Source organism: Citrobacter sp. CF971 (assembly GCF_006385635.1).
Classification (GTDB): domain Bacteria; phylum Pseudomonadota; class Gammaproteobacteria; order Enterobacterales; family Enterobacteriaceae; genus Citrobacter; species Citrobacter freundii.
In genome coordinates this window covers 2,903,880-2,927,372 of sequence record NZ_CP041051.1, presented here as the reverse complement: position 1 = coordinate 2,927,372, position 23,493 = coordinate 2,903,880, and the positions used below count along the sequence as shown (strand labels likewise).

Below are 23,493 nucleotides of genomic sequence, written 5' to 3'. Positions count from 1 at the left end.
CAGTGTCGTGAAACCACCTACGGGTGGTTTTTTTGTGCCTGTTTTTTACAAGCATAGAACTCACTATTGCACATCAATCTATCGCCGAATCGGCGCGTTAAACAAAAAGCCCCCTCGGGCAGGGTTGTTGATAAAACCATCGCGGGCGGGATTATAGTTGTGGTCCTGGAAACCATTCATCAGGATGGGATCGCCAAAGCCATCCTGTATCGCCAGGTTTCTGTGGATTCGGTTTCGTGCCCTGAACGTGAAAACGAAATCATCCGTCCCGCCAATGATGATCACGCCATTACCGGCTCGAAGTGCCGCGCTTAAATCTTGCTCTCTGACGGCCTGGTTTTGTAACGCGCTGGATGTGGCAGAAGATGACGACAGCAGCAGTAATATGAGAACGGTGCATGAAAATACCGATGGCAGTTTCATGATTAATACCTATTAAAAGCATGGCTATTAAAGTATAGCTTTATGTTGTCATCTCAACTAAAAAGAAAACCAATAATTTAAACCTGCTGCCCATACTGAGTCTGAGGGGCCGGAAGAGTAGTGCCGCGCAGTTAAGAACTATAATAAAAACAGTCGGCAGGTGATAACTCCTGTTTGCCAATCGCGCTGGTTCAGGGGGCAGCTATGAACATTTCATCTTCTCCGATAGTCATGTTCGCAGCATTGCTCACCTTTAGTTGTGCAGCATATTCGGTGGAAAAAGGTAATATTTTTTCGCAGAATGCCAGGGCTATGGATCCCATCGCATTTTCTCAACAGTCATTTAATAACCTGACCTCTTATCAGGTCATGATGCGCTCTTCGTCGCCATCCGATGAAAGCAAAATTATTCGCTATAGCTTTCAAAAGCCTGGGTATGTGCGGATGGATTTTACCCAACCGCATTCAGGAGCGGTGCTTATCTTTAATCCTGTCAGCGGTAAAGTGACGTTATGGCCATTTGGTGTGGGTTCTTTGCCCATTTTGCACCTGTCGCCTACTAATTCATTGATCCAGGATGAGCGTGGTCATCGGGTGGATCGCTCTGATATCGGCGTGTTGTTGGGCAATATTCGTCATCTGCAACGCGAAGGGACAATGACCACTGTTGGTAAGGAAAACCTTGCAGGACGGGCGACGACGCACGTATCTGTGGTTGGGCCTGGAACAATGGTGGTTGATGGTGTTCACCGCTATGACGTCTGGCTGGATAATTATCACGGACTTCCTGCCAAAGTGATCAGCTATGCGCCAGATGGGCAGCGATTAGAAACCGTGCTTCTGGATGCTATGGTCATTAACATCCGTTTTCCCGCCAATTTCTTCTCACCCTGAAGGAGGCTGTATTATGGCTGACTATCAGTTTTCCACCGTCTGGCGGGTTGAGGTTTCTATTCAGGAGGTATGGGATGTTTTTTCTCATCCCGATCAGTGGCCTGAATGGTGGGAAAGTCTGGAACGCATTGTTGAGATTAAAAAAGGTGATGTACAGGGCATTGGGGCGCTGCATCGTTATACCTGGAAAGGAGCGCTTCCCTATCGCTTAACCTTTGACATCAACGTGTTAAATATTCTGCCTTGCTCGCTGCTTGAGGGACAAGCCAGTGGGGCGGTAGAAGGGCGAGGTATATGGTATTTTTCTGCCAGTGGCGCTGAGACCATCGTCAGATATGACTGGAATGTTCGCACCACGATTCCTTGGATGAATTACCTGGCCCCGCTGGCGGCACCCGTTTTTCGCTGGAATCACGATACGGTCATGCGCGAAGGGGCCAGAGGATTAGCCCGCAAACTGGCAACGAATGTACATATATTTTGAGTTCAGTCAGGGTTGAGGATTAATTAGCGTCCTGATATTTAAAATTGCCTCCATTACTGATTAATAACTTAGCGATCTCAGTCAATTTCTTATCATACACGGCGGCATTTTGTAGGCCTGCCTTGCGCAGAAGTTCTAAGTTTTCACGCGATGCGTTATCCAGTGTTGGATCGGCGCCGTATAGTTCAGGCTGAATTCTGTAGTATTTAGAGTTTTTTACCGTTGAGGCAATTTGTTGCAGATAATACGCGGTCATCTGTGGCCCCCCCTCTAGCGCGATATCAATAGCCGGTTTTGCCCAGCCAAAGGGGCCCCAGTCCTTAACTTCGGAATAAGAATACCCCTGCAATTTCTTGCCGGTGCCCAGTGAGACAATAATCATATCCTTAATGCCAGCGACATTACTGAATTTAATCGCTTCGGAATAGGCGCAGAGTGCCGGGTCGTTTGCCACCACACCGCCATCAACCAGGACAAATTTTTCGGGTACCGGGGGTAATGAATAAATACGCGCTGCCTCGAAATAGGTGGGAGCTGCTGAGGTACCCCGTAAAGCATCCCTGACCAGGAAGTCCCGATTCTTGGCGAGGGCGGAGTGTTGTTTGAAAATGACAGGAAGACGACTGCTCACGTCATAAGAAACAAAGCAGGTTGGTCTTAATAATTCACTGATTTTTGTTTCACCAAATGCTGTTTTTAATACCCTCTCCAGCTCCTTTGCAGAATATTTTTCATCGCTAGCACCACCCAGTGAACTGATTGTTTTCCAGACGCCGACATCAAAAATTTCATCCCCATCCTGAAGGTAGAAATTGACGGCTTCCTGAGCGGAGAACTTGGGCTTTCCTTTCGCATCAGGGCAAACGTAAGCAGAACACAGAATGGCCCCGGTACTGGTACCGGCAACGAGATCGAAGTTATCCGCAATTCTGGCGGCAGGATTTTGTGATATATCCTGCAATTTCTTCTCCAGTGCCACAAGTAGCATACCCGGCAGGATGCCTCTGATCCCGCCACCATCGATAGACAGTATTCTCATTGCCATTTTTATGTCCTCCAAAGATAAGAAACGGGATTTAGGGGTAGGGTTGTTTCCGCTATGGCTGCAGTTAAATATAGACAGGATTTACGCTGAGTTTGTTTCATAAGAAGGGGGCTGGCAGATTGATATCCGCTCACTGCTGTACTTTTTTGCCTGTAAATGGCTTAATAGCGGCCTTGTAGTATCTTATTTCATTCACAGTTAACAGGTCTGTTATTGATGAATAACCTCCATCGGCTCACCTTTTTATGTCAGCGTCTGTCTGCTGTGATGATCGTATACGGTTTTTACCTGCTTAGCCGTAGTTCAACTCTTACAACATGGACAGACAGCAATGCAACGTCGACAATTTCTCAAAAATAGCGTTCTCCTTTCGGCCGCCGGTTTAGTCGGTCCTGCGGTTATTAGTCAGACGGCTCGCGCCGCTGAGCCATCCGTTGCACCAGTCGCGCGTCGGCGCTTTGTGTTATCCCAGACCTATAAACTTAACCCTCCTAAGGGCTCGAGCGGTGTAGTAAAACTGTGGATCCCGCTTCCTGTAGATACCGCGTTTCAACAAATGACGGCGCTTGCCTTTAGCGGAAACTATAAGCAAGCGTATGTCACCACTAATAATACTTATGGCGCGAAAACGCTGTTTGCCACCTGGCCTGACTCGCAGGGCGAACTGTTGATTAACGTTGATATCGACATTGAAACCGCCGACTGGGAACCGCTGAAGCAGGACGCGTTGAAAACCTGGCAAGCGCCGGAGCAGATTATTTACCCGCTGGATGTAAAACCGTACCTTTTGCCGACGGCACATACCCCAGTGGATGGGCTGGTTCTGGAAACCGCACGTAAAATCACCGGTAATGAGCAGGATCCGCTGAAAAAAGCACGCCTGATTTACGAGTGGGTGAGTAGCCATATGGAGCGCGATAACGACGTTATCGGCTGCGGCACGGGGGATGTAGCGGAGATCTTAAAAAGCGGTAAGCTCAAAGGAAAATGCACCGACATGAGCTCCGTTTTTGTGGCTCTGGCGCGTGCCAGCGGCATTCCGGCGCGTGAACTGTTTGGTATCCGTCTGGGCAAGGCCAATAAGCTCGAACGTTACTCGAAAAGTGCATTTGGCAAAGCAGACAGCGCAGGCGTTGCTGATGTGAGCGGTGGGCAACATTGTCGTGCCGAGTTCTATCTGGCCGGTTACGGTTGGTTACCTTGCGATCCTGCTGATGTGACCAAAATGCGTCTGGCAGAGAAAAAATCGCATCAGGACGCCGATGTCCAGGCGGTAAACACTTACCTGTTTGGTAACTGGGAAATGAACTGGGTTGGATTCAACTACGGGCGTGATTTCGAGCTATATCCGGCAACGGAGCAGGGAGCCATGAACAACTTTGGCTATCCTTACGCTGAAGTCGATGGCGATCCGATCAATTTCTACGATCCTAAAGCGTTCTCCTACAGCTATGTTGCCACAGAACAACGCTAAAGGGGCGGGACTCACCCTGTTGACGGCCGCGGTAGCTGCCGTCACCGCTGGCTTATGCTGCGTTGGACCGCTGCTCTACCTGCTGTTTGGTATTTCGGCGGCGAGCTTTGCTGTTTTCACCCAGTTTGAGTTTTTGCGAATTCCCTTGATGCTGGTGTCATTGGGCTTATTACTGCGCGTTTTCTGGCGGCTCTATTTCTCCAGGCGGCTGTGGTGCTCCGGGTGGCTAACTCTGAAGCAAGCGCGCGTTCTCTACTGGTGTGCGCTGGCGTTGATTTTGCCGGTGCTCTTTTATCCAACGCTCGTTGCCTGGTTTTATGAGGTATTTGAATGAAAATCTTCACATTAGTTGCATGCTTGTTGCTGCCGCTGTTGGCTCAGGCGACCAATCAAAAAGTGGTGCTGGATATACAAAATATGACCTGCTCGCTATGCGTTATTTCGGTCAATCAGGCGCTACGTGAAACCGACGGCGTGATTAAAGCAAAGTCCTCCCTAAAAACCCGACAAGCAGAAGCGATTGTGCCAGAAGGTTTCCCAACCGATACTTTACTTAACGCGGTAGCGAAAACGGGCTATACCGCAACGCTCAACCGCATTGAACAACAGTAAATCACCTGCGGGTGGTTTTATTGTGTTTTCCCGGTATGATGCCCGGCGGCTTCGTGTTCTCTTTTGTGTGTTAACTTCCGGAATTCCCCTCGTTTCCTGTTAACCTGAACAGGCGGCAACTGTATGCCGCATATGCCCATTTGTATCTGTTATCCCTCTAGCCATGTAGGATGATCACAGGCAAGATTTTTTGACTAAGGAAAAGCGTTATGAAAACGGGACCATTAAACGAGAGCGAACTGGAATGGCTGGATGATGTACTGACTAAGTACAATACAGACAAGGCTATTCTGGATGTGTCAGAACTGGATGGTTTGCTGACGGCGGTGCTGAGTTCACCGTATGAAATTGAACCAGAGCAGTGGCTGGTCGCGATTTGGGGCGGCGCGCAGTATGTCCCTCGCTGGTCCTCCGAAAAAGAAATGACGCGTTTCATGAACCTGGCGTTTCAACATATGGCGGATACGGCCGATCGTCTGGATGAATATCCTGAGCAGTTTGAGCCGTTGTTTGGTTTGCGTGAAATTGACGAGCATGAACTGACCATCGTTGAAGAGTGGTGCTTTGGTTATATGCGCGGCGTTGCACTGTCAGACTGGTCCGCGTTACCGGACACGTTAAAACCAGCACTTGAGGCTATTGCGCTGCATGGTACGGAAGAGAACTTTGCGGTGGTTGAGAAATTGACACCTGAGGCGTTTGAAGAGAGCGTCGATGCCATCCGCCTGGCTGCGCTGGACCTGCATGCTTACTGGATGGCGCATCCTCAGGAAACGCCGGTCAAAGTACCGGTGAAAGTGGATGCCAAAGTAGGGCGCAATGACCCTTGCCCCTGTGGCAGCGGCAAGAAATATAAGCAGTGCTGTTTGCATTAACAGAAAGGGGCGAAAGCCCCTTTGTTTTAACCCACTTCTGGTAGTAATCCTGCTGCAATAGAAAACTGTACTGCTATCACCACAATGCCGCACAAAAATACCAGTGCCAGCGCCGGAGCACCGCCGGCTACGCGGTAGTTGGCCTGCGGATTATGTTTTCTGCTCTGCCAGGCCAGCATCGAGGGAATGAGCAGCGCCAGCACAGCCAGGGCAACGCCCGCATACCCTAATGCCATGACAAAACCACGCGGATAGAACAGCGCGAATGCCAGCGGCGGCAGGAAGGTCACCACGCCGGTTTGCATTCTTCCCGCTACGGTATTGCGGCGCTGGAAGAGGTCGGCCAGGTAGTCAAATAATCCCAATGCAACGCCGAGGAAAGAGGTTGCCAGCGCGAGGTCGGCAAACAGATGTACCGCCAGTTCGACGTGCGGCGAAGCCACGACTTCACGCAATGCCTGCAATAAGCCGTTTAAGCCTGCGTGGTTGGCTAAAAGCCCCATGAACGTTGTCGAGTTAATGCTGCCAAGCGTCGCCAGTTGCCAGAAGATATAGGCGACCAGTGGAATAGCGCTACCCGTAATAAACACCCAACGCAGTTTACGGATGTTACCGTTCATATAGCTGACGATACTGGGGACACTGCCGTGAAAACCGAACGAGGTGAAGATGACCGGGATTGCGGAGAGCGCCAGCCCCTGTTGCAGCGGCAGCGTAAGCAGGTTCACTTTATGGATATGCGGCATTAACAGAGCCAGCATCGCCACCAGGAAGATTATCTTGGCGCTGAATAGCAGACGGTTGAACAGATCGACCAGCGAGGTCCCAACACAAACCACGCCACCGGCAACAAAGGTGAACAGCAGTACGCCTGTTGTCGGAGATATATTTGTTCCGGTCCAGTCGCTGATGCTGGAGGCCAGCAGTTCACCTTCACCACTGATGTACGCCGCCGTCAGGGCATACATTAAAAACATCATGCTAAAGCCCGTTACCCATTGTCCGTAACGACCAAGATACCGTTTTGCCAGCGTACCCAGCCCGGTGTCTGCCGGGACATGTTGATATACTTCAAGCAGCAACAGCGCGGTGTAGCACATCAACGCCCAAAGACTGACTAACAATACCAACGTGACGCTAAACCCCACGCCTGCCGCAGCCAACGGCATTGCCAACATACCGGCACCAATCGTGGTTCCCGCCACGATAAAAATACTACCCAGGGTTCTGTTTTTCACGCTTTCCTCTGTCCCAGAGATAATCAACGGTTATATCTGCGGCGCAGGTTAAGGCAAAACGCTATGTTCGTCAAATCGCCGTTACAATGGTTGTACATTAATGTTTACGATATTTTTGACCATTAAGATGTATAACAAATGACATTTATCTGCGGATAAACCTGCGTTAGCGCAAAGCAGCGCCATGCGGTTCGCATTAGGCTACGGTCTTTATTGAGGAGGTAGTATGGAATCTATTCACGGTCACGAAGTGCTCAACATGATGATTGAATCTGGCGAGCAGTATTCAAATGCCAGCCTTGAAGCGGCGATAACGGCACGTTTCGGCGAGCAGGCGCGTTTTCACACTTGTTCCGCGTCAGATATGACGGCAGGCGAGCTGGTGGCGTTTTTAGCGGCGAAGGGAAAGTTTATTGCAAAAGAAGACGGCTTCTCTACGCACGAAAGCAAGATCTGCCGTCACTGATTTTAATGGGTAATGATGGCGGGTTGCCTTCATTACCCCAGAATATTAATTCTGCGTATCAAGCGTAGCCAGTTCTTTATCGATGAAATAAAGACCTTCGCCGCTTTTCCCTGCCAGCGACAGCTTATCAATAACAGATTTAAATAATTTCTCTTCTTCATGCTGCTCGGCAACATACCATTGCAGGAAATTAAAGGTTGGATAATCCTGGTGGGTCATTGCCGCGTGTGCCAGCTCATTAATTTTCTGGGTGATCAGCTGCTCGTGTTCGTAAGTGACACGGAACAGTTCATCCAGAGACGCATATTCAGCAAAAGGGGAAGAAACGGTATTAATACGCGGCAAGCTGCCGGTATCGGTCAGGTAATCGAACAGACGCTGCATGTGCGTCATCTCTTCCTGAGCGTGACGGCGCAAAAACGCGGCGGCACCTTCGAAGCTGTGATAGCTGCACCACGCGCTCATCTGTTGGTAGAGCAGAGATGAATATAATTCAAGATTCATTTGCTCATTCAGTTGGTCGATCATTTCTGTTTTCAGCATGGTTCTGCTCCACAAACATTATTATATATTGACGTGGCGTCACTATAATTTGTTATTTAATTATTTGCAAAAGGTAAAATAATAAATTTATTTATTAAAAATGCGAATGGGAATAAAACGCATTAACGATATTAAGCGGGGGATATAAATAATAAAGTGGTAAAAGACCAGCAAAAATGTGCTGGTCGGAAATATTAATAATTGAATGAGGGGGATTGCGATACTGCGACACCATGACACTGCCAGGCGAGTGTAATTTTGGTATTTAAGCACAGAGAGCCTGCATATACGCTGCAGGTTGACACCGGCTGACCAAACGCTTCAGCGCTGGCATAGCCCAGGCGCTGACACTCTTTGGTGGCTGTCCCTTGGGTAACGTAGTCATCGGTACGTGCTGTTTGTAACATGGCCTGATTATAAGTCAGGCGAACCACACCAGTGATGGCGCTGGCTTCGCTGACCTGCGCCTGTTTTGTAATTGTGCATCCTGTCAGCACGAGCGGCAAAAGCGCTAGGATAAAGGTCTTCATGAGATCGCTCTGAAAGTTCGAAGATACACTATCATGGCATACAGAGGCCCTCATCAATGGCTTGAATAGCCCGAAGATCACCTGTGATTAATCACAACGAGGTCATTCGTTTGAGGCAATTCTGAACTGTTCAGACAAGAATGTGAGCGCAACTTTGTTTTTTAAAACTAAATTTCATTAAATTTGAAAGTGTGATTGCAAAATAGTAATGTGGCTGAATGTTATGACTTTCAGCGGGCTACCGCAGTGCATTCAGGAGAGTACAGAATGAAAATTGCATTGATGATGGAAAACAGCCAGGCAAGCAAAAACGCCATCATCCATAACGAGCTTAAAGCCGTTGCGGATGAGAAAGGTTTTCCGGTCTATAACGTTGGGATGAGCGATGAAAATGATCATCATCTGACCTACATCCATTTAGGAATTATGGCCAGCATCCTGCTTAATTCCAAAGCGGTTGATTTCGTGGTCACTGGTTGCGGCACGGGCCAGGGGGCAATGATGTCACTGAATATCCATCCGGGTGTGGTGTGTGGTTATTGCCTCGATCCTGCAGATGCGTTCTTGTTCTCTCAGATCAACAACGGCAACGCACTTTCTCTGGCATTCGCCAAAGGTTTTGGCTGGGGTGCTGAGCTGAATGTGCGCTATATGTTTGAAAAAGCGTTCACCGGGCGTAACGGGGAAGGCTACCCACCGGAGCGTAAAGAGCCGCAGGTACGTAACGCCGGTATTCTGAATCAGGTGAAAGCGGCTGTGGTAAAAGAAAATTATCTGGACACGCTGCGCGCTATCGATCCTGAACTGGTGAAAACCGCTGTATCAGGCCCGCGCTTCCAGCAGTGCTTCTTTGAAAACTGCCAGGACAAAGCAATCGAAGCGTTTGTACGCGAGGTAATTGGCTAAATCCTGTTGGCCCGGCAGCGTTCACCCTCCGGGCTACTTGTTCTTATTCGATACTGCACTTCCTGCATCACGGGTGAGCCGCAGCGAATCCACCATACCTACCAGACAAATAATGGCAATAGCGACAAAGGCCAACCGGAAACTGATCCCTGGAATATTGCCCAATGCCAGCCTTTCACTCACCACATCGCCAATGCGGATCCCAATAGCGGCTAAAGAAATGCCCAATCCTACCGCTAATTGTGTCGCCGTACTGAACAGCGTATTAGCGTAGCTCATTTGTGCCGCGGGGACGTCCGCGAAGGCAAGCGTGCTGACGCCGGTAAACTGAATTGAGCGGAACACACCGCCCAGATACAACACCAGCAAAATAACCCACACGGGGGTCTGCGGCGTAATTAATGCACAGGCCAGCAGCGCCAGAACGTTAAGCGCACCGTTAATCAACAGCAGTTTCTTAAAGCCCAGCCAACGTATCAACGGTGTGGTGGCTGGTTTAATCGTCAGATTGCCCACAAATACCGCCAGCACCAGCGAACCCGCGTGAAAAGCGTTCATGCCAAAACCTACCTGAAACATTAACGGCAGCAGAAACGGCACGGCGCTGATAGAGGCACGAAACAGCGATCCGCCATACATGGTGACGCGAAAAGTAGGGACGTTCATGGCATCAAGGCGAATCATTGGCCATGCGGCGCGACGAAAATGATGCAGGGCAAACAGAAATGTCACTGTTCCTAGCGCCAAAAGTCCGGTGGTCAGCCAGCCCTGAGGCTGTTGGGTTCCCAGTAACTCCATGGCATACACCAGGCTTACCATCGCTACAGAGGTTGCGATAAATCCCGTTATATCAAATGGGCGGCGCTCGTCGTCATGAATATCCGGGATAAAACGTAGCGCCAGCGCAATCGCCAGTATCTCGAGCGGTACATTGATGAAGAAGATCCAACGCCAGTTGGCATAGCTGGTAATGAATCCGCCAAGGGGAGGGCCAATGATGGGGGCGACTAACGCGGGCCAGGTCAGGGTCGCAATAGCGGTGATCAACTGATGTTTAGGCGTGGTACGCAATACCGCAAGTCGGCCAACCGGAACCATTAGGGCGCCACCTACACCCTGTAAGATTCGCATAGCGACAAAGCTCTCAAGGCTTTCGGACAAACCGCATAAAACCGAGGCGAGAGTAAATATCGCCAGCGCCAGGGTAAACACCTTTCGGGCGCCGAAGCGATCCGCAATCCAGCCGCTGGCGGGAATCAGCACCGCGAGGGTGATCAGATAGGCGCTGATACCTATGTTCAGGTCTACCGCTTGCACGGCAAAACTCTTCGCCATGTCGGGCAGTGCGGTGGCAATCACCGTGCCGTCAATAAACTCCATAAAGAAAGCCCCGGCAACAAGTAATGCAGCCGGGGATAGACCGTGTTTGTTCTCAACCGCTAAATGTTCACTCATGTTGTGCTTGCCATCTCAAAAGAAACTGACTGAATCTATTTTTATTTTCCAGCGCATTCGTAATGCATGCGCGGCTATCGTTTCGTTCGTTGAATAGGTACTATGACGACCTTTCTATAAGGAGCTCACTATGTCCCAAACACTGAATGCCGATCAGGAACTGCTCTCGGACGTTGTTGCCTGTCAGCTGGTTATCAAGCAGATTCTGGATGTTCTTGATGTTATTGCCCCAGTAGAAGTGCGGGAGAAAATGTCCAGCCAACTGAAAAGCATCGATTTCTCCAGCCATCCTGCGGGCGCCGATCCGGTTACTATGCGCGCAATACAAAAAGCAGTTGCCTTGATCGAGTTGAAATTCACGCCGCAGAATGAATCTCACTAAAATAAACCGTTGTTTCAGGTTTTAGAAAGGTTTTTTTGCGCCTCGCAGAATGAGAGGCGTGAGCGTAGAGAAAATTAAGCACCAGCCGGATAAGGTGCGTCGCAACGTTATCCGGCATTAACATGATGAAAATTGAAGATTAGTGATGTTGATAGTTCACGACGTTCAGCAGATGCTTATCGGTTTGCGCCATGCACAGTCCCGCACGTTTAGCGCTGCGGACTTCATCAAGAATCGTCTGTAACAGCACGCCATCCTGCTGCTGCTCTTTTTCCAGATCGTGAAGAAAATCAATGGTTGTTGCATCATTCAAGGCTTCTGCTTCATTGGTCAAGCGTGATAGCTTGCTGTAACGCTGTTGGTATTCATCCAGCGTTTTCTGAAACAGTTCTTCAAGAGAAGTTAGTTCATCACCCGGAACATCAATTGCCTTGACGATGGGGTTAGCCCCGGCACTTTTCATAAAATTGAACATACGCATCATTTGAGTCACGTTACATTGTGCCTGAGTGCGTAGAAAGGTTGCGGTGCCAGTCAGGCTGTGTTCGTAACACCATTCACTGAGATGCAGGTAAAGATTCGATGCGTAGAACTCGAGGTTCATTTGTGTGTTGAGTTTATGAACAATTCCAACTGCAGCCATATCAATATCCTTATTTCCAGAAAGGGGGATGTACGTTACTTACGTCAGTGCAACGGGCTGCCGCTACACATCACCTCTACGTACAATTAAAACTGTTAGCAGAATAAATCCGTTCCGCCGGTCCTTTAGTGATCACGAATTATATTCGCTCCCGATCGAGATTCAGGATAACTCCTGTTCCGACTTAAGAAAATCCTTAAATCTGCGTATTTATGATTTTTTACATATTGTCATAGCAATATTAGTGATTTTTCTGCTTGTGTATATAAGTGGTGTGAATATAACAGATTGATATTTATGGTATTAAAGTCAAGCGTTAATATTGAAATGATGTTTCATATCACGAAATGGAATTTCACAATCAGGTATTGTCTGTCACCGGATGATTATCCGGCCTTGGGATGAAGAAATTTCATCATCGCGACGTGTCGGTGAACGAAATCTGCGGCTAATTATTTGCGCCAGATCAGTTTTGTTGAAATTAATAAAGTTAAGCGCCTGAATGATTCGGCATTTATTGTTTGGTGTATTTGGAAAAATCGAGGAGTGTGTATGAAAAAGGTTGCCGTGCTACTGGCACCTGGTTTTGAAGAGGCGGAAGCCATTGTTACCATTGATATTCTGCGCCGCCTGCAGATCGAAGTTGAAACACTGGCCTGCGCCGAGTCCCGTGCGGTGGTGAGCTATCATGACGTGCCGATGGTGACGGACAGCACGCTGGCTGCGCGTCAGACGGATCTTTACGATGCCGTTGTGTTACCGGGCGGGCCGCAGGGCAGCGTTAATCTTGCCGCCAGTAAGGCTGTCATCCAGTTTATCGCTCGCCATGACGAGGCAGGAAAACTCATTTGCCCGGTGTGTTCCGCGGCTGCGCGCGTGCTGGGTGGCAACGGCCTGCTGAAGGGGCGTCGCTACGTGTGTTCGGGGGATCTGTGGCAAAACGTAACGGATGGGGAATATATCGATGCGCCGATTGTGGAAGATGGCAACCTGATTTGCGGTAAAGGGTTAGGGCATATTTTCGATTTTGCATTGACGCTTGCGGCGCGTCTATTGGGAGATGATATTCCGGTTCGCGATCACGCTGACCACATTTATTACCGATGGTAATCATTTTCCCGAATGCTCCGGTATTCGGGAACAAGGATTCGTTGGCTGATGTTATGGACCAATCTGCTATTCCTCTTTTTTCCCGTCGACAAAACCGCGTTTTTTTATGTCATTTCCCGCTGAATTTATGTACGCAATTACTGTAATTCTGTGGTGTGATGCCGCTCTCTTATGGAGAATCAATTTCCCGCTACAAATACTCTCAGCACTGGCATTGATCTTATCAATAAAAGGTAATGCCTTGTTTTACGTCCGAATTACAAAAAATCGTCTGATTTTACCCTACATAAAAGAACGTTAAAGCTGGAGTTAACCATGCACAAATTCACTAAAGCGCTGGCTGCCATCGGTCTGGCGGCCATTATGTCACAATCCGCTATCGCTGAATCCATGAAGCTCGGTTTCCTGGTCAAACAGCCGGAAGAACCGTGGTTCCAGACTGAATGGAAATTTGCCGATAAAGCCGGTAAAGACCTTGGTTTTGAGGTGATTAAAATTGCCGTCCCGGATGGTGAGAAAACCCTTAACGCCATCGACAGCCTGGCTGCAAGTGGAGCAAAAGGGTTTGTTATTTGTACGCCAGACCCAAAACTGGGGCCAGCCATTATGGCTAAGGCGCGTGGCTACGATATGAAAGTCATTGCCGTCGATGACCAGTTTGCCAACGCCAAAGGTAAACCGATGGATACCGTACCGCTGGTGATGATGGCGGCAACCAAAATTGGTGAGCGCCAGGGCCAGGAGCTGTACAAGGAGATGCAAAAACGCGGTTGGGATGTGAAATCCACCGCCGTAATGGCCATTACAGCCAACGAACTGGATACCGCACGTCGTCGTACTTCTGGTTCAATGGAAGCGCTTAAAGCCGCTGGCTTCCCGGAAAAACAGATCTATCAGGTCCCGACTAAATCAAATGATATCCCCGGCGCATTCGATGCCGCTAACTCTATGCTGGTTCAGCATCCTGAAGTCAAACACTGGCTGATTGTCGGTATGAACGACAATACCGTGCTGGGCGGCGTACGTGCGACCGAAGGGCAGGGCTTCAAAGCACCAAACGTAATTGGTATTGGTATCAACGGCGTTGACGCAGTAAGCGAACTGTCTAAAGGCGAAGCGACCGGGTTCTACGGTTCACTGCTGCCAAGCCCGGACGTTCACGGCTACAAGTCCAGTGAAATGCTCTACAACTGGGTAACGAAAGGTGCAGAGCCACCGGCATTCACTGAAGTGACGGATGTGGTGCTGATTACCCGCGATAACTTCAAAGAAGAGCTGGCGAAGAAAGGCTTAGGCGGTAAGTAACACAAATGCCGGATGCGACGTCAACGCGTCTTATCCGGCCTACGAATTGCGTCCTCAGAAGGCCGGATGAGGCAAAGCCTCCCTCCGGCATAAAGATCTGACTCACGGAGACGTTATGCAACAGTCTACCCCGTATCTCTCATTTCGCGGCATTGGCAAAACGTTCCCCGGCGTTAAAGCGCTGACGGATATCAGTTTCGACTGCTATGCCGGACAGGTGCATGCGCTGATGGGCGAAAATGGCGCCGGGAAATCAACACTCTTAAAAATTCTCAGCGGTAACTATGCGCCAACAACGGGATCATTGACGATCCGCGGACAGGAAGTTTCCTTCGCGGATACCACTGCCGCGCTCAACGCCGGCGTAGCCATTATTTATCAGGAACTGCATCTCGTCCCGGAAATGACCGTTGCCGAGAATATTTATTTAGGGCAGTTACCGCACAAAGGCGGGATTGTGAACCGCTCGCTGCTGAACTATGAAGCAGGAATCCAGCTGAAGCATCTGGGAATGGATATCGATCCCGATACTCCATTGAAATACCTCTCCATTGGTCAGTGGCAGATGGTAGAGATTGCAAAAGCGCTGGCGCGAAATGCCAAAATTATCGCCTTTGATGAACCAACCAGCTCCCTGTCGGCTCGCGAGATTGAGAATCTGTTTCGTGTCATCCGTGAGCTGCGCAACGAAGGACGCATCATACTGTACGTTTCGCACCGTATGGAGGAGATTTTTGCCCTCAGCGATGCCATCACTGTGTTTAAAGATGGTCATTACGTCAAAACGTTCACGGATATGCAGCAGGTCGATCACGACGCGCTGGTGCAGGCGATGGTCGGGCGCGACCTCGGGGATATCTATGGCTGGAAATCCAGACCGTATGGCACAGAGCGTCTGCGGTTGCATGAGGTAAAAGCCCCGGGCGTGCGTACGCCAATCAGTTTATCCGTGCGAAGCGGTGAAATTGTCGGGCTGTTTGGCCTGGTGGGGGCCGGACGTAGCGAATTAATGAAAGGACTGTTCGGTGGTACGCGTATCACGGCGGGCCAGGTATTTATTGATGAACAGCCTATCGATATCCGTAAACCAAGCCATGCCATTGAAGCAGGGATGATGCTGTGCCCGGAGGATCGCAAAGCCGAAGGGATCATTCCGGTCCATTCAGTGCGCAACAACATCAACATTAGTGCACGACGTAAGCATGTTCTGGGGGGATGCGTGATCAACAACGGCTGGGAAGAGACCAATGCCGATCACCATATTCGTTCACTCAACATCAAAACACCGGGTGCAGAGCAACTGATCATGAATCTCTCCGGTGGTAATCAACAGAAGGCTATCCTCGGTCGTTGGTTATCGGAAGAGATGAAGGTGATTTTGTTGGATGAGCCTACACGCGGCATTGATGTAGGCGCCAAGCATGAAATTTACAACGTGATTTATGCCCTCGCAGCGCGCGGTGTGGCCGTATTGTTTGCTTCCAGTGACCTGCCAGAAGTGCTCGGTGTCGCCGACCGTATTGTGGTGATGAGAGAAGGCGAAATTGCCGGTGAGTTACTTCATGAACAGGCGGATGAGCGCCAGGCGTTGAGCCTTGCTATGCCTAAAGTCAGCCAGGCTGTAGCCTGAATAAGGAGAGTATGATGTCTTCCGTTTCTACATCGGGTTCTGGCGCAGCGAAGTCGGCGCTAAATCTGGGCCGCATTTGGGATCAATACGGTATGTTGGTGGTGTTCGCCGTGCTGTTCCTCGTTTGTTCCCTGTTTGTGCCAAACTTTGCCACCTTCATCAATATGAAGGGACTGGGGCTGGCAGTATCGATGTCGGGTATGGTCGCGTGTGGGATGCTGTTTTGTCTGGCATCCGGTGATTTCGACCTGTCTGTCGCATCTGTGATTGCTTGTGCTGGTGTTACCACTGCCGTAGTCATTAACATGACTGAAAGTTTGTGGATTGGCGTGGCTGCCGGACTGCTGCTCGGTATTCTGTGTGGCCTGGTGAATGGGTTCGTGATTGCGCGGTTAAAAATTAACGCCCTGATCACTACTCTTGCGACGATGCAGATTGTACGTGGTCTGGCTTATATTATCTCCGACGGTAAGGCAGTCGGGATTGAAGACGAGCGTTTCTTTACACTCGGTTATGCTAACTGGTTTGGTCTGCCTGCGCCTATCTGGATCACTGTCGTTTGTTTCATTGTCTTTGGTTTACTGCTGAACAAAACCACGTTTGGTCGTAATACGCTGGCCATTGGGGGCAATGAAGAGGCGGCGCGCCTGGCAGGGGTTCCGGTTGTTCGTACCAAGATTATTATCTTTATTCTTTCCGGTCTGGTATCCGCCATTGCCGGGATTATCCTCGCATCGCGTATGACCAGCGGCCAGCCAATGACCTCAATCGGTTATGAGTTGATCGTGATTTCAGCCTGCGTGTTAGGGGGCGTTTCGCTTAAAGGTGGCATCGGAAAAATCTCATATGTGGTGGCCGGGGTGTTGATCCTGGGTACGGTTGAGAATGCGATGAACCTGCTGAATATCTCTCCGTTCGCGCAGTATGTGGTACGTGGCCTCATCCTGCTGGCGGCGGTGATCTTCGACCGTTACAAGCAAAAAGCGAAGCGTACCGTTTGATGATTTAAACCCTAACTTTTTAGTCTAGCTTCTGCCCGTCGCCAGCCGCTACCCGGCTGGCGATTGTTTTTCCAAATGGCGAGCATGGTCACACTGTCTATACTTATATCCGTCATACATCATCTATACGCCGCGATCCGCGTGGCGTTCTGACCATGATGAGGAGGATAACCGGGTGACAGCATCACTGATCTTACCCCCTGAACAATCTGTAAACTGTGCTTACTTTTTTGATCTCGATGGGACACTTGCTGAGATTAAACCCTTTCCCGACCAGGTCGTTGTCCCTAAGGCAATCCTGCAATGTTTACATCAGTTAGCGACGCATAATGCGGATGCGCTGGCATTGATTTCAGGGCGCTCAATGGTTGAGCTTGACACACTCACAACTCCGTTTCGTTTTCCGCTTGCCGGAGTGCATGGGGCAGAACGCCGTGACATCAATGGTCAAACGCACATAGTACACCTGCCTGAAGGTATCGAGCGTGAAGCTGGGGCTTTATTACACGCAGCGTTAGTGACGTTACCGGGGACAACGCTGGAAACCAAAGGTATGGCTTTCGCGTTGCACTATCGTCAGGCACCCGAACACGAAGCTGCGCTGATTACCCTGGCTGAACGCATCACGCGCAGATGGCCGCAGCTTGCTCTGCAGCACGGAAAATGTGTCGTGGAAATAAAGCCTAAGGGCAGCAATAAAGGCGACGCGATAGCTGCATTTATGCAGGAAGCGCCTTTTGCTGGCCGGATCCCTGTGTTTTTCGGTGATGATCTGACAGATGAAACAGGATTTGCTGTGGTTAACCGCGCTGGCGGTATTTCCGTGAAGGTGGGGATCGGGCCGACGCAGGCGACATGGCGTCTGGATGGCGTCAGGGATGTCTGGCGCTGGTTGGAGCAAATTAACTCTTCGCAGCAAGAATCGAAAGCAACGAATAACAGAAGAGGTGGCTATGAGTCGTTTAGTCGTAGTATCTAATCGTATCGCCTCACCAGATGACAAAGGGAGCGCGGGTGGGCTCGCGGTCGGTGTACTGGGCGCGTTAAAAGCTGCTGGTGGTCTGTGGTTTGGCTGGAGTGGTGATACAGATAATGAGGATAAACCGTTAAAAAAAGTCACGCGTGGCAATATCACCTGGGCCTCGTTTAATTTGAGTGAGCAAGATTACGAAGAGTATTACTGCCAGTTTTCAAATGCGGTTTTATGGCCCGCATTTCACTATCGACTGGATTTAGTTCAGTTTCAGCGCTCTGCCTGGGAAGGCTACCAACGGGTTAATGCCTTACTGGTAGATAAACTTCTGCCGCTGCTTGGCGATGACGACATCATCTGGATTCATGATTACCATCTATTGCCGTTTGCCTGTGAGTTACGTAAGCGCGGTGTGAATAACCGCATCGGTTTTTTCCTGCATATTCCTTTTCCGACGCCGGAAATTTTTAATGCGCTCCCTCCACATCTGGCGCTACTTGAGCAAATGTGTGATTTTGATTTGCTTGGTTTCCAGACTGAAAACGATCGCCAGGCTTTTCTGGACTGTCTCGCAGCCCAGACTCGGGTGTCCACGCATAAAGATAAGCAGCATCTGGCATGGGGAAAAGCGTTTCGCACTCAGGTCTATCCCATCGGTATCGAACCTGATGAGATTGCACGACAGGCGTCCGGACCGCTGCCGCCAAAACTGGCGCAGCTAAAAGCGGAGCTTAAAAATGTGCAGAATATTTTCTCCGTGGAGCGTCTGGATTATTCCAAAGGCTTGCCGGAGCGCTTTCAGGCCTACGAGGCCTTACTGGAACATTATCCGCAGCACCACGGTAAAATTCGCTATACGCAGATAGCGCCGACCTCGCGTGAAGAGGTGCAGGCCTATCAGGATATTCGCCACCAACTGGAAACAGAAGCAGGGCGAATCAACGGCAAATATGGGCAACTGGGCTGGACGCCGCTTTACTATCTGAACCAGTATTTTGATCGTAAATTGCTGATGAAGATCTTCCGCTACTCTGACGTAGGATTGGTGACCCCGTTGCGCGATGGTATGAACCTGGTGGCGAAAGAGTTTGTGGCCGCACAGGATCCTGCTAACCCTGGCGTGCTGGTTTTATCGCAATTTGCCGGGGCGGCGAATGAGCTAACCTCTGCGCTTATTGTTAATCCTTATGACCGGGATGAAGTGGCAAGCGCATTAAACCAGGCGCTGACGATGCCACTTACCGAACGCATTTCGCGCCACGCTGAAATGCTTGAGACTATCGTTAAAAACGATATCGACAACTGGCAGGCGACGTTCATTAGTGATCTTAAAGCAGTCACGCCGCGTCGGAGTCAATGCCAACTGCCAGACAATATTTCATCCTGTTCTAAACTCGCATGAAGTCCTGGCGCTGTGTATTAATCTCCGGCTAGCGGAACAAGAAGAACGTCCACCTGGCTGGTATGAATCACGCTTTTCGCGGAACAGGAAGCGCGTGAAAAAAAACTGTGGTTATGGTTGCCGTAAATGACCAGATCAATGGCGTATTTGCGGCATACATCCAGGATATGTTCATTCAGAGCCCCATAGGTAATAAAGGTATGCTCAATGGGGTATTCTGCTTCTTTGCTAAGTTTGTCGATAAAATCCTGAGTTTCTTCCTGCATGACTTCACGCAGGTCTTCCAGCATGGGGGCAGCAAACTGGTTATAAAGTTCGGGGTCTGAGACCAGTGTAATCAGGCTAATTCGGGCGTTGACAGGGCGAGCGATAGAAACCGCCTTGTCTAACAACTGCTGACTTTCAGGGGTGGCGGCAACAGCAACAAGAATGTGCGAATAGCTCATAACTCGCTCCTTTTTTTCAAGAATTATGAGAGGGCTTTTCAGCTTTACTCAGCTTACTCCATACTGCAACGTTTCCTTCCTTCATAGTGTGAATGTCATCATGATTATTCATTAATTATTCTTATAAATAGAATAATCGATTCATATTGGTTGCAGATATGTTCAGGTAACTTAAGTAAAACCCACGGCTAATGAAAACAATGTGTTAATAAAAAATAAACATACATTAACATTTGCAAGGTCGTCACATCGCGGTATTAATTAATCGCTCTAAATATTTAAGTCATTGTTTATAAAGTATTTAATTAAAAAAGTTTTTTGAGTTAAATATGTGATCCAGCTCGCTATTTCATGGCGTGATATTAACGGTCGTGAACATAATACTATTCGCTTTTATTGCAAGAATATTCGTACATCAGGAATCGAAATGGATAATGGAAGGTTAAGAAATAAACAAAGTAAAAGCCACGCTGATGGATTTATGTTAAGTGTTTGGCTGGTTTATGTGATCTTGATCACATATTCTTTAAATTCGCAGCATAGCTCCGTTGTATGTGTAACTGACGGCGGGTAGAGTTGCGTCGAATTAGGAAAAATCTTAGACATTTGTAAGAATTGATGTGAGCTTGTAAGGGACGCTGCCTTCTTAAAAGGGAATGTTTAGACGACGCGTAAGTGTCGTTACGTTGCTATGTATTTGACCTTTTGCTTTTTTTTACCGGGCCTTCCCGGCGACATCACGGGGTGCGGTTTTACCGCATGAAAACAATGTTGGTTATTATGGATGCAAATAATGCATACATCCGAGTTGCTGAAACACATTTATGACATCAATTTGTCATATTTATTGCTTGCACAGCGTTTGATCGTTCAGGACAAAGCATCTGCGATGTTTCGCCTTGGTATCAGCGAGGAAATGGCGGACACGTTGGCAACATTAACACTTCCTCAAATGGTCAAACTGGCCGAAACAAACCAACTGGTATGTCATTTCCGTTTCGACGATCACCAGACTGTTACTCGCCTGACGCAAGACTCCCGCGTTGACGATCTTCAGCAAATCCATACTGGTATTATGCTTTCCACACGCCTGTTAAGCGACATCGATGATGCAGCACGTAAGAAAAGGGCTTGATGATGAGCGAAAAAAGCATTGTTCAGGAAGCGCGTGATATCCAGTTGGCAATGGAATTAATCACATTGGGCGCCCGTTTGCAAATGCTGGAAAGCGAAACGCAATTAAGCCGTGGTCGATTAATCAAGCTGTACAAAGAATTACGCGGTAGTCCTCCGCCAAAAGGGATGCTCCCGTTTTCCACCGACTGGTTTATGACGTGGGAACAAAATATTCATGCGTCGATGTTTTGCAATGCATGGCAATTCCTGCTCAAAACGGGTCTCTGTAGCGGCGTGGATGCCGTAATTAAGGCGTATCGGTTATATCTTGAGCAGTGTCCGCAGCCTGAAGAAGGGCCATTGCTGGCGTTAACTCGCGCGTGGACGCTGGTGCGATTTGTCGACAGCGGATTGCTGGAGTTGTCCCAATGCAATTGTTGCGGTGGGAATTTTATCACCCATGCACACCAACCCGCAGGCAGCTTTGCCTGTAGTTTATGCCAGCCGCCATCAAGGGCCGTAAAAAGACGTAAACTTTCCCAGAATGCTGCCGATATTATTCCACAACTGCTGGATGAACAGATCGAACAGGCTGTTTAACTGATACGGTGTGGATGAACACTCCAGCAGCGGTAAGCGATTACCGCTGCTTTTTTTTGTCCTGACCTTACGTTAATTGCCCGACTGCGCATCCTGTCATAGTCAATTGCGAAAGGATGATGTCGTGCTTATCTTATTAGGTTACCTGGTTGTTATTGGTACAGTTTTCGGCGGTTACATGATGACCGGCGGACACCTTGGGGCACTCTATCAACCGGCTGAGCTGGTGATTATCGGTGGCGCGGGTATTGGGGCATTCATCGTCGGCAATAACGGGAAAGCCATCAAAGGGACGATGAAAGCGATCCCGCTGCTTTTCCGTCGTTCGAAATACACCAAAGCGATGTATATGGATCTGCTGGCGCTCCTGTATCGCCTGATGGCCAAGTCACGTCAACAGGGCATGTTCTCGCTTGAGCGCGACATCGAAAACCCAAAAGAAAGTGAAATCTTCGCTAGCTATCCGCGCATTCTTGCCGATGCCGTAATGCTTGATTTTATTGTCGATTATCTGCGCCTGATTATCAGCGGCAATATGAATACGTTTGAAATTGAAGCGCTGATGGACGAAGAAATTGAGACTCATGAGAGTGAGGCCGAAGTTCCGGCGAATAGTCTGGCGATGGTCGGCGACTCACTGCCGGCATTCGGGATCGTCGCGGCCGTTATGGGTGTTGTGCATGCACTGGCTTCTGCCGATCGCCCGGCAGCAGAGCTGGGGGCGTTGATTGCGCATGCGATGGTGGGAACATTCCTCGGTATTTTGCTGGCCTATGGATTTATTTCTCCGCTTGCCAGCGTTCTGCGCCAGAAAAGCGCTGAAACAACCAAAATGATGCAGTGCGTGAAGATAACGCTGCTCTCCAATCTGAATGGCTACGCGCCGCCGATTGCCGTTGAATTCGGTCGTAAGACTCTGTACTCCAGCGAACGTCCTTCGTTTATCGAACTGGAAGAACATGTTCGTGCGGTGAGAAATCCAACTGCGCAACAGACGACCGAGGACGCATGAAAAATCAGGCCCATCCCATTATCGTTGTAAAGCGACGCAAACATAAGAATCACGGTGGTGGGGCGCATGGCTCGTGGAAAATCGCCTACGCCGATTTTATGACCGCGATGATGGCCTTCTTTCTGGTGATGTGGCTCATTTCTATATCCAGCCCTAAAGAATTGATCCAGATTGCCGAATATTTCCGTACACCGCTGGCTACCGCGGTGACCGGGGGAAATCGTATTTCGAATAGCCAAAGCCCGATTCCAGGCGGCGGGGATGATTACACCCAGCAGCAGGGTGAGGTGAACAAGCAGCCGAATATTGATGACCTGAGAAAACGTATGGAACAGAGCCGCTTGAGCAAACTTCGTGGCGATCTCGATCAACTGATTGAATCCGATCCCAAACTGCGAGCGCTGCGTCCGCATTTAAAGATTGATTTAGTTCAGGAAGGGCTGCGGATACAGATTATCGACAGTCAGAATCGCCCAATGTTTAAGACCGGTAGTGCTGAAGTTGAGCCGTACATGCGCGATATCCTGCGCGCGATTGCACCAGTGCTCAACGGGATCCCTAACCGGATCAGCCTTTCCGGTCACACGGATGATTATCCTTACGCGAATGGTGAGAAAGGATACAGCAACTGGGAATTGTCTGCCGATCGCGCAAATGCATCGCGTCGCGAGCTGGTTAGCGGCGGTCTGGATGATGGAAAAGTATTACGTGTGGTAGGTATGGCCGCCACGATGCGTCTGAGCGATCGCGGTCCTGAAGACGCTATCAACCGCCGTATTAGCCTGCTGGTTCTCAATAAGCAGGCAGAAGAGGCCATTTTGCATGAAAACGCTGAAAGCCAGAATGAGCCGGTAAGTGTCTTACAACGGCCAGCGGAACTCCCGCCGGTAAGCGTTCCCACATCGCCACCAGCCAATCCGAGGTGATA

Annotated in this window: 27 protein-coding genes; 19 read left to right on the top strand and 8 right to left on the bottom strand. The window is 49.4% G+C overall.

Going from position 1 to position 23,493, the window contains the following annotated elements; all coding sequences use genetic code 11:
- Window positions 1-78: 78 nt before the first annotated feature.
- Window positions 79-423, bottom strand: a complete 345-nt coding sequence (locus E6P06_RS17660; protein WP_139935503.1) for a hypothetical protein — start codon at window positions 421-423, stop codon at window positions 79-81.
- Between the two features lie 204 nt (window positions 424-627).
- Between E6P06_RS17660 and E6P06_RS17655 the strand changes: the two genes are divergently transcribed.
- Window positions 628-1,317: a hypothetical protein gene (locus E6P06_RS17655; protein ID WP_061548592.1), complete on the top strand. Its 690-nt coding sequence runs from the start codon at window positions 628-630 to the stop codon at window positions 1,315-1,317.
- A 13-nt stretch (window positions 1,318-1,330) separates the two neighbouring features.
- On the top strand, window positions 1,331-1,801 hold the full coding sequence (locus E6P06_RS17650) for an SRPBCC family protein (protein WP_139935502.1): 471 nt from the start codon (window positions 1,331-1,333) through the stop codon (window positions 1,799-1,801).
- A gap of 19 nt (window positions 1,802-1,820) precedes the next feature.
- Here the strand turns inward: E6P06_RS17650 and E6P06_RS17645 are convergent, their stop codons facing one another.
- Window positions 1,821-2,846 (bottom strand): patatin-like phospholipase family protein, encoded by a 1,026-nt coding sequence (locus E6P06_RS17645; RefSeq protein ID WP_139935501.1) that lies wholly within the window; start codon window positions 2,844-2,846, stop codon window positions 1,821-1,823.
- 331 nt (window positions 2,847-3,177) lie between these two features.
- Between E6P06_RS17645 and E6P06_RS17640 the strand changes: the two genes are divergently transcribed.
- The 4 genes from E6P06_RS17640 to E6P06_RS17625 all read left to right on the top strand — a co-directional run bounded on the left by E6P06_RS17640 (window position 3,178) and on the right by E6P06_RS17625 (window position 5,807).
- Window positions 3,178-4,320, top strand: coding sequence for a transglutaminase-like domain-containing protein (locus E6P06_RS17640; protein ID WP_139935500.1), 1,143 nt, complete (start codon window positions 3,178-3,180; stop codon window positions 4,318-4,320).
- A complete protein-coding gene (locus E6P06_RS17635; protein ID WP_048217381.1) occupies window positions 4,298-4,654 on the top strand; it encodes a mercuric transporter MerT family protein in 357 nt (118 codons plus the stop codon). Before E6P06_RS17640 ends, E6P06_RS17635 begins: the two co-directional genes overlap by 23 nt.
- Complete coding sequence (locus E6P06_RS17630) at window positions 4,651-4,932, top strand: heavy-metal-associated domain-containing protein (protein WP_032936843.1); 282 nt, start codon at window positions 4,651-4,653, stop codon at window positions 4,930-4,932. Before E6P06_RS17635 ends, E6P06_RS17630 begins: the two co-directional genes overlap by 4 nt.
- A 209-nt stretch (window positions 4,933-5,141) precedes the next feature.
- Window positions 5,142-5,807, top strand: coding sequence for a YecA family protein (locus E6P06_RS17625; RefSeq protein ID WP_003034581.1), 666 nt, complete (start codon window positions 5,142-5,144; stop codon window positions 5,805-5,807).
- Between the two features lie 26 nt (window positions 5,808-5,833).
- Here E6P06_RS17625 and tyrP read toward each other — a convergent pair whose 3' ends face one another.
- Window positions 5,834-7,045 carry a tyrosine transporter TyrP gene (tyrP, locus tag E6P06_RS17620; RefSeq protein WP_139935499.1) on the bottom strand — a complete coding sequence of 404 codons (1,212 nt, stop codon included), beginning with the start codon at window positions 7,043-7,045 and terminating at the stop codon, window positions 5,834-5,836.
- Between the two features lie 226 nt (window positions 7,046-7,271).
- Here tyrP and E6P06_RS17615 point away from each other — a divergent pair, with 226 nt between their 5' ends.
- The gene (locus E6P06_RS17615; protein ID WP_044711100.1) at window positions 7,272-7,511 is read left to right on the top strand and encodes a YecH family metal-binding protein; all 240 of its coding nucleotides are present in this window, start codon (window positions 7,272-7,274) and stop codon (window positions 7,509-7,511) included.
- A gap of 45 nt (window positions 7,512-7,556) precedes the next feature.
- On the opposite strand, the gene ftnA is transcribed toward E6P06_RS17615, so the two are convergent.
- Together ftnA and yecR are read right to left on the bottom strand one after the other, a co-directional pair.
- The gene (gene ftnA, locus E6P06_RS17610) at window positions 7,557-8,054 is read right to left on the bottom strand and encodes a non-heme ferritin (protein ID WP_003034588.1); all 498 of its coding nucleotides are present in this window, start codon (window positions 8,052-8,054) and stop codon (window positions 7,557-7,559) included.
- A 194-nt stretch (window positions 8,055-8,248) separates the two neighbouring features.
- A complete protein-coding gene (gene yecR, locus E6P06_RS17605) occupies window positions 8,249-8,584 on the bottom strand; it encodes a YecR family lipoprotein (RefSeq protein ID WP_003034590.1) in 336 nt (111 codons plus the stop codon).
- Between the two features lie 267 nt (window positions 8,585-8,851).
- Between yecR and E6P06_RS17600 the strand changes: the two genes are divergently transcribed.
- A complete protein-coding gene (locus tag E6P06_RS17600) occupies window positions 8,852-9,490 on the top strand; it encodes an RpiB/LacA/LacB family sugar-phosphate isomerase (RefSeq protein WP_003034591.1) in 639 nt (212 codons plus the stop codon).
- A 33-nt stretch (window positions 9,491-9,523) separates the two neighbouring features.
- Here the strand turns inward: E6P06_RS17600 and E6P06_RS17595 are convergent, their stop codons facing one another.
- A complete protein-coding gene (locus E6P06_RS17595) occupies window positions 9,524-10,945 on the bottom strand; it encodes an MFS transporter (protein WP_139935498.1) in 1,422 nt (473 codons plus the stop codon).
- A gap of 130 nt (window positions 10,946-11,075) precedes the next feature.
- Between E6P06_RS17595 and E6P06_RS17590 the strand changes: the two genes are divergently transcribed.
- On the top strand, window positions 11,076-11,327 hold the full coding sequence (locus E6P06_RS17590; RefSeq protein WP_003034595.1) for a DUF2766 family protein: 252 nt from the start codon (window positions 11,076-11,078) through the stop codon (window positions 11,325-11,327).
- Window positions 11,328-11,466: 139 nt separating this feature from the next.
- On the opposite strand, the gene E6P06_RS17585 is transcribed toward E6P06_RS17590, so the two are convergent.
- Window positions 11,467-11,970, bottom strand: coding sequence for a non-heme ferritin-like protein (locus E6P06_RS17585; protein WP_003839130.1), 504 nt, complete (start codon window positions 11,968-11,970; stop codon window positions 11,467-11,469).
- A gap of 552 nt (window positions 11,971-12,522) precedes the next feature.
- Between E6P06_RS17585 and E6P06_RS17580 the strand changes: the two genes are divergently transcribed.
- The 6 genes from E6P06_RS17580 to otsA all read left to right on the top strand — a co-directional run bounded on the left by E6P06_RS17580 (window position 12,523) and on the right by otsA (window position 19,391).
- On the top strand, window positions 12,523-13,080 hold the full coding sequence (locus tag E6P06_RS17580; protein WP_003844182.1) for a DJ-1/PfpI family protein: 558 nt from the start codon (window positions 12,523-12,525) through the stop codon (window positions 13,078-13,080).
- 315 nt (window positions 13,081-13,395) lie between these two features.
- Window positions 13,396-14,385: an arabinose ABC transporter substrate-binding protein gene (locus E6P06_RS17575; RefSeq protein ID WP_003034602.1), complete on the top strand. Its 990-nt coding sequence runs from the start codon at window positions 13,396-13,398 to the stop codon at window positions 14,383-14,385.
- 115 nt (window positions 14,386-14,500) lie between these two features.
- Entirely contained in the window at window positions 14,501-16,015 is a 1,515-nt protein-coding gene (gene araG, locus E6P06_RS17570) for an arabinose ABC transporter ATP-binding protein AraG (RefSeq protein ID WP_003839135.1), read from the top strand.
- A 14-nt stretch (window positions 16,016-16,029) separates the two neighbouring features.
- Window positions 16,030-17,016, top strand: a complete 987-nt coding sequence (gene araH / locus E6P06_RS17565) for an L-arabinose ABC transporter permease AraH (RefSeq protein ID WP_003034609.1) — start codon at window positions 16,030-16,032, stop codon at window positions 17,014-17,016.
- Between the two features lie 175 nt (window positions 17,017-17,191).
- A complete protein-coding gene (otsB, locus tag E6P06_RS17560; protein WP_139935497.1) occupies window positions 17,192-17,995 on the top strand; it encodes a trehalose-phosphatase in 804 nt (267 codons plus the stop codon).
- Window positions 17,970-19,391 (top strand): alpha,alpha-trehalose-phosphate synthase, encoded by a 1,422-nt coding sequence (gene otsA, locus E6P06_RS17555; RefSeq protein ID WP_115454691.1) that lies wholly within the window; start codon window positions 17,970-17,972, stop codon window positions 19,389-19,391. The genes otsB and otsA overlap by 26 nt, the downstream gene beginning before the upstream one ends.
- A 17-nt stretch (window positions 19,392-19,408) precedes the next feature.
- Here the strand turns inward: otsA and uspC are convergent, their stop codons facing one another.
- Window positions 19,409-19,837: a universal stress protein UspC gene (uspC, locus tag E6P06_RS17550; RefSeq protein ID WP_003034619.1), complete on the bottom strand. Its 429-nt coding sequence runs from the start codon at window positions 19,835-19,837 to the stop codon at window positions 19,409-19,411.
- A 793-nt stretch (window positions 19,838-20,630) separates the two neighbouring features.
- Between uspC and flhD the strand changes: the two genes are divergently transcribed.
- The 4 genes from flhD (at window position 20,631) to motB (ending at window position 23,491) form a co-directional block, all read left to right on the top strand.
- On the top strand, window positions 20,631-20,972 hold the full coding sequence (gene flhD / locus E6P06_RS17540) for a flagellar transcriptional regulator FlhD (protein ID WP_003034622.1): 342 nt from the start codon (window positions 20,631-20,633) through the stop codon (window positions 20,970-20,972).
- Complete coding sequence (gene flhC / locus E6P06_RS17535) at window positions 20,969-21,553, top strand: flagellar transcriptional regulator FlhC (RefSeq protein ID WP_008785071.1); 585 nt, start codon at window positions 20,969-20,971, stop codon at window positions 21,551-21,553. The genes flhD and flhC overlap by 4 nt, the downstream gene beginning before the upstream one ends.
- Before the next feature lie 124 nt (window positions 21,554-21,677).
- Entirely contained in the window at window positions 21,678-22,565 is an 888-nt protein-coding gene (motA, locus tag E6P06_RS17530; RefSeq protein ID WP_003034628.1) for a flagellar motor stator protein MotA, read from the top strand.
- Window positions 22,562-23,491 carry a flagellar motor protein MotB gene (gene motB, locus E6P06_RS17525; RefSeq protein ID WP_003034631.1) on the top strand — a complete coding sequence of 310 codons (930 nt, stop codon included), beginning with the start codon at window positions 22,562-22,564 and terminating at the stop codon, window positions 23,489-23,491. The genes motA and motB overlap by 4 nt, the downstream gene beginning before the upstream one ends.
- The last annotated feature ends 2 nt before the right edge of the window (window positions 23,492-23,493 follow it).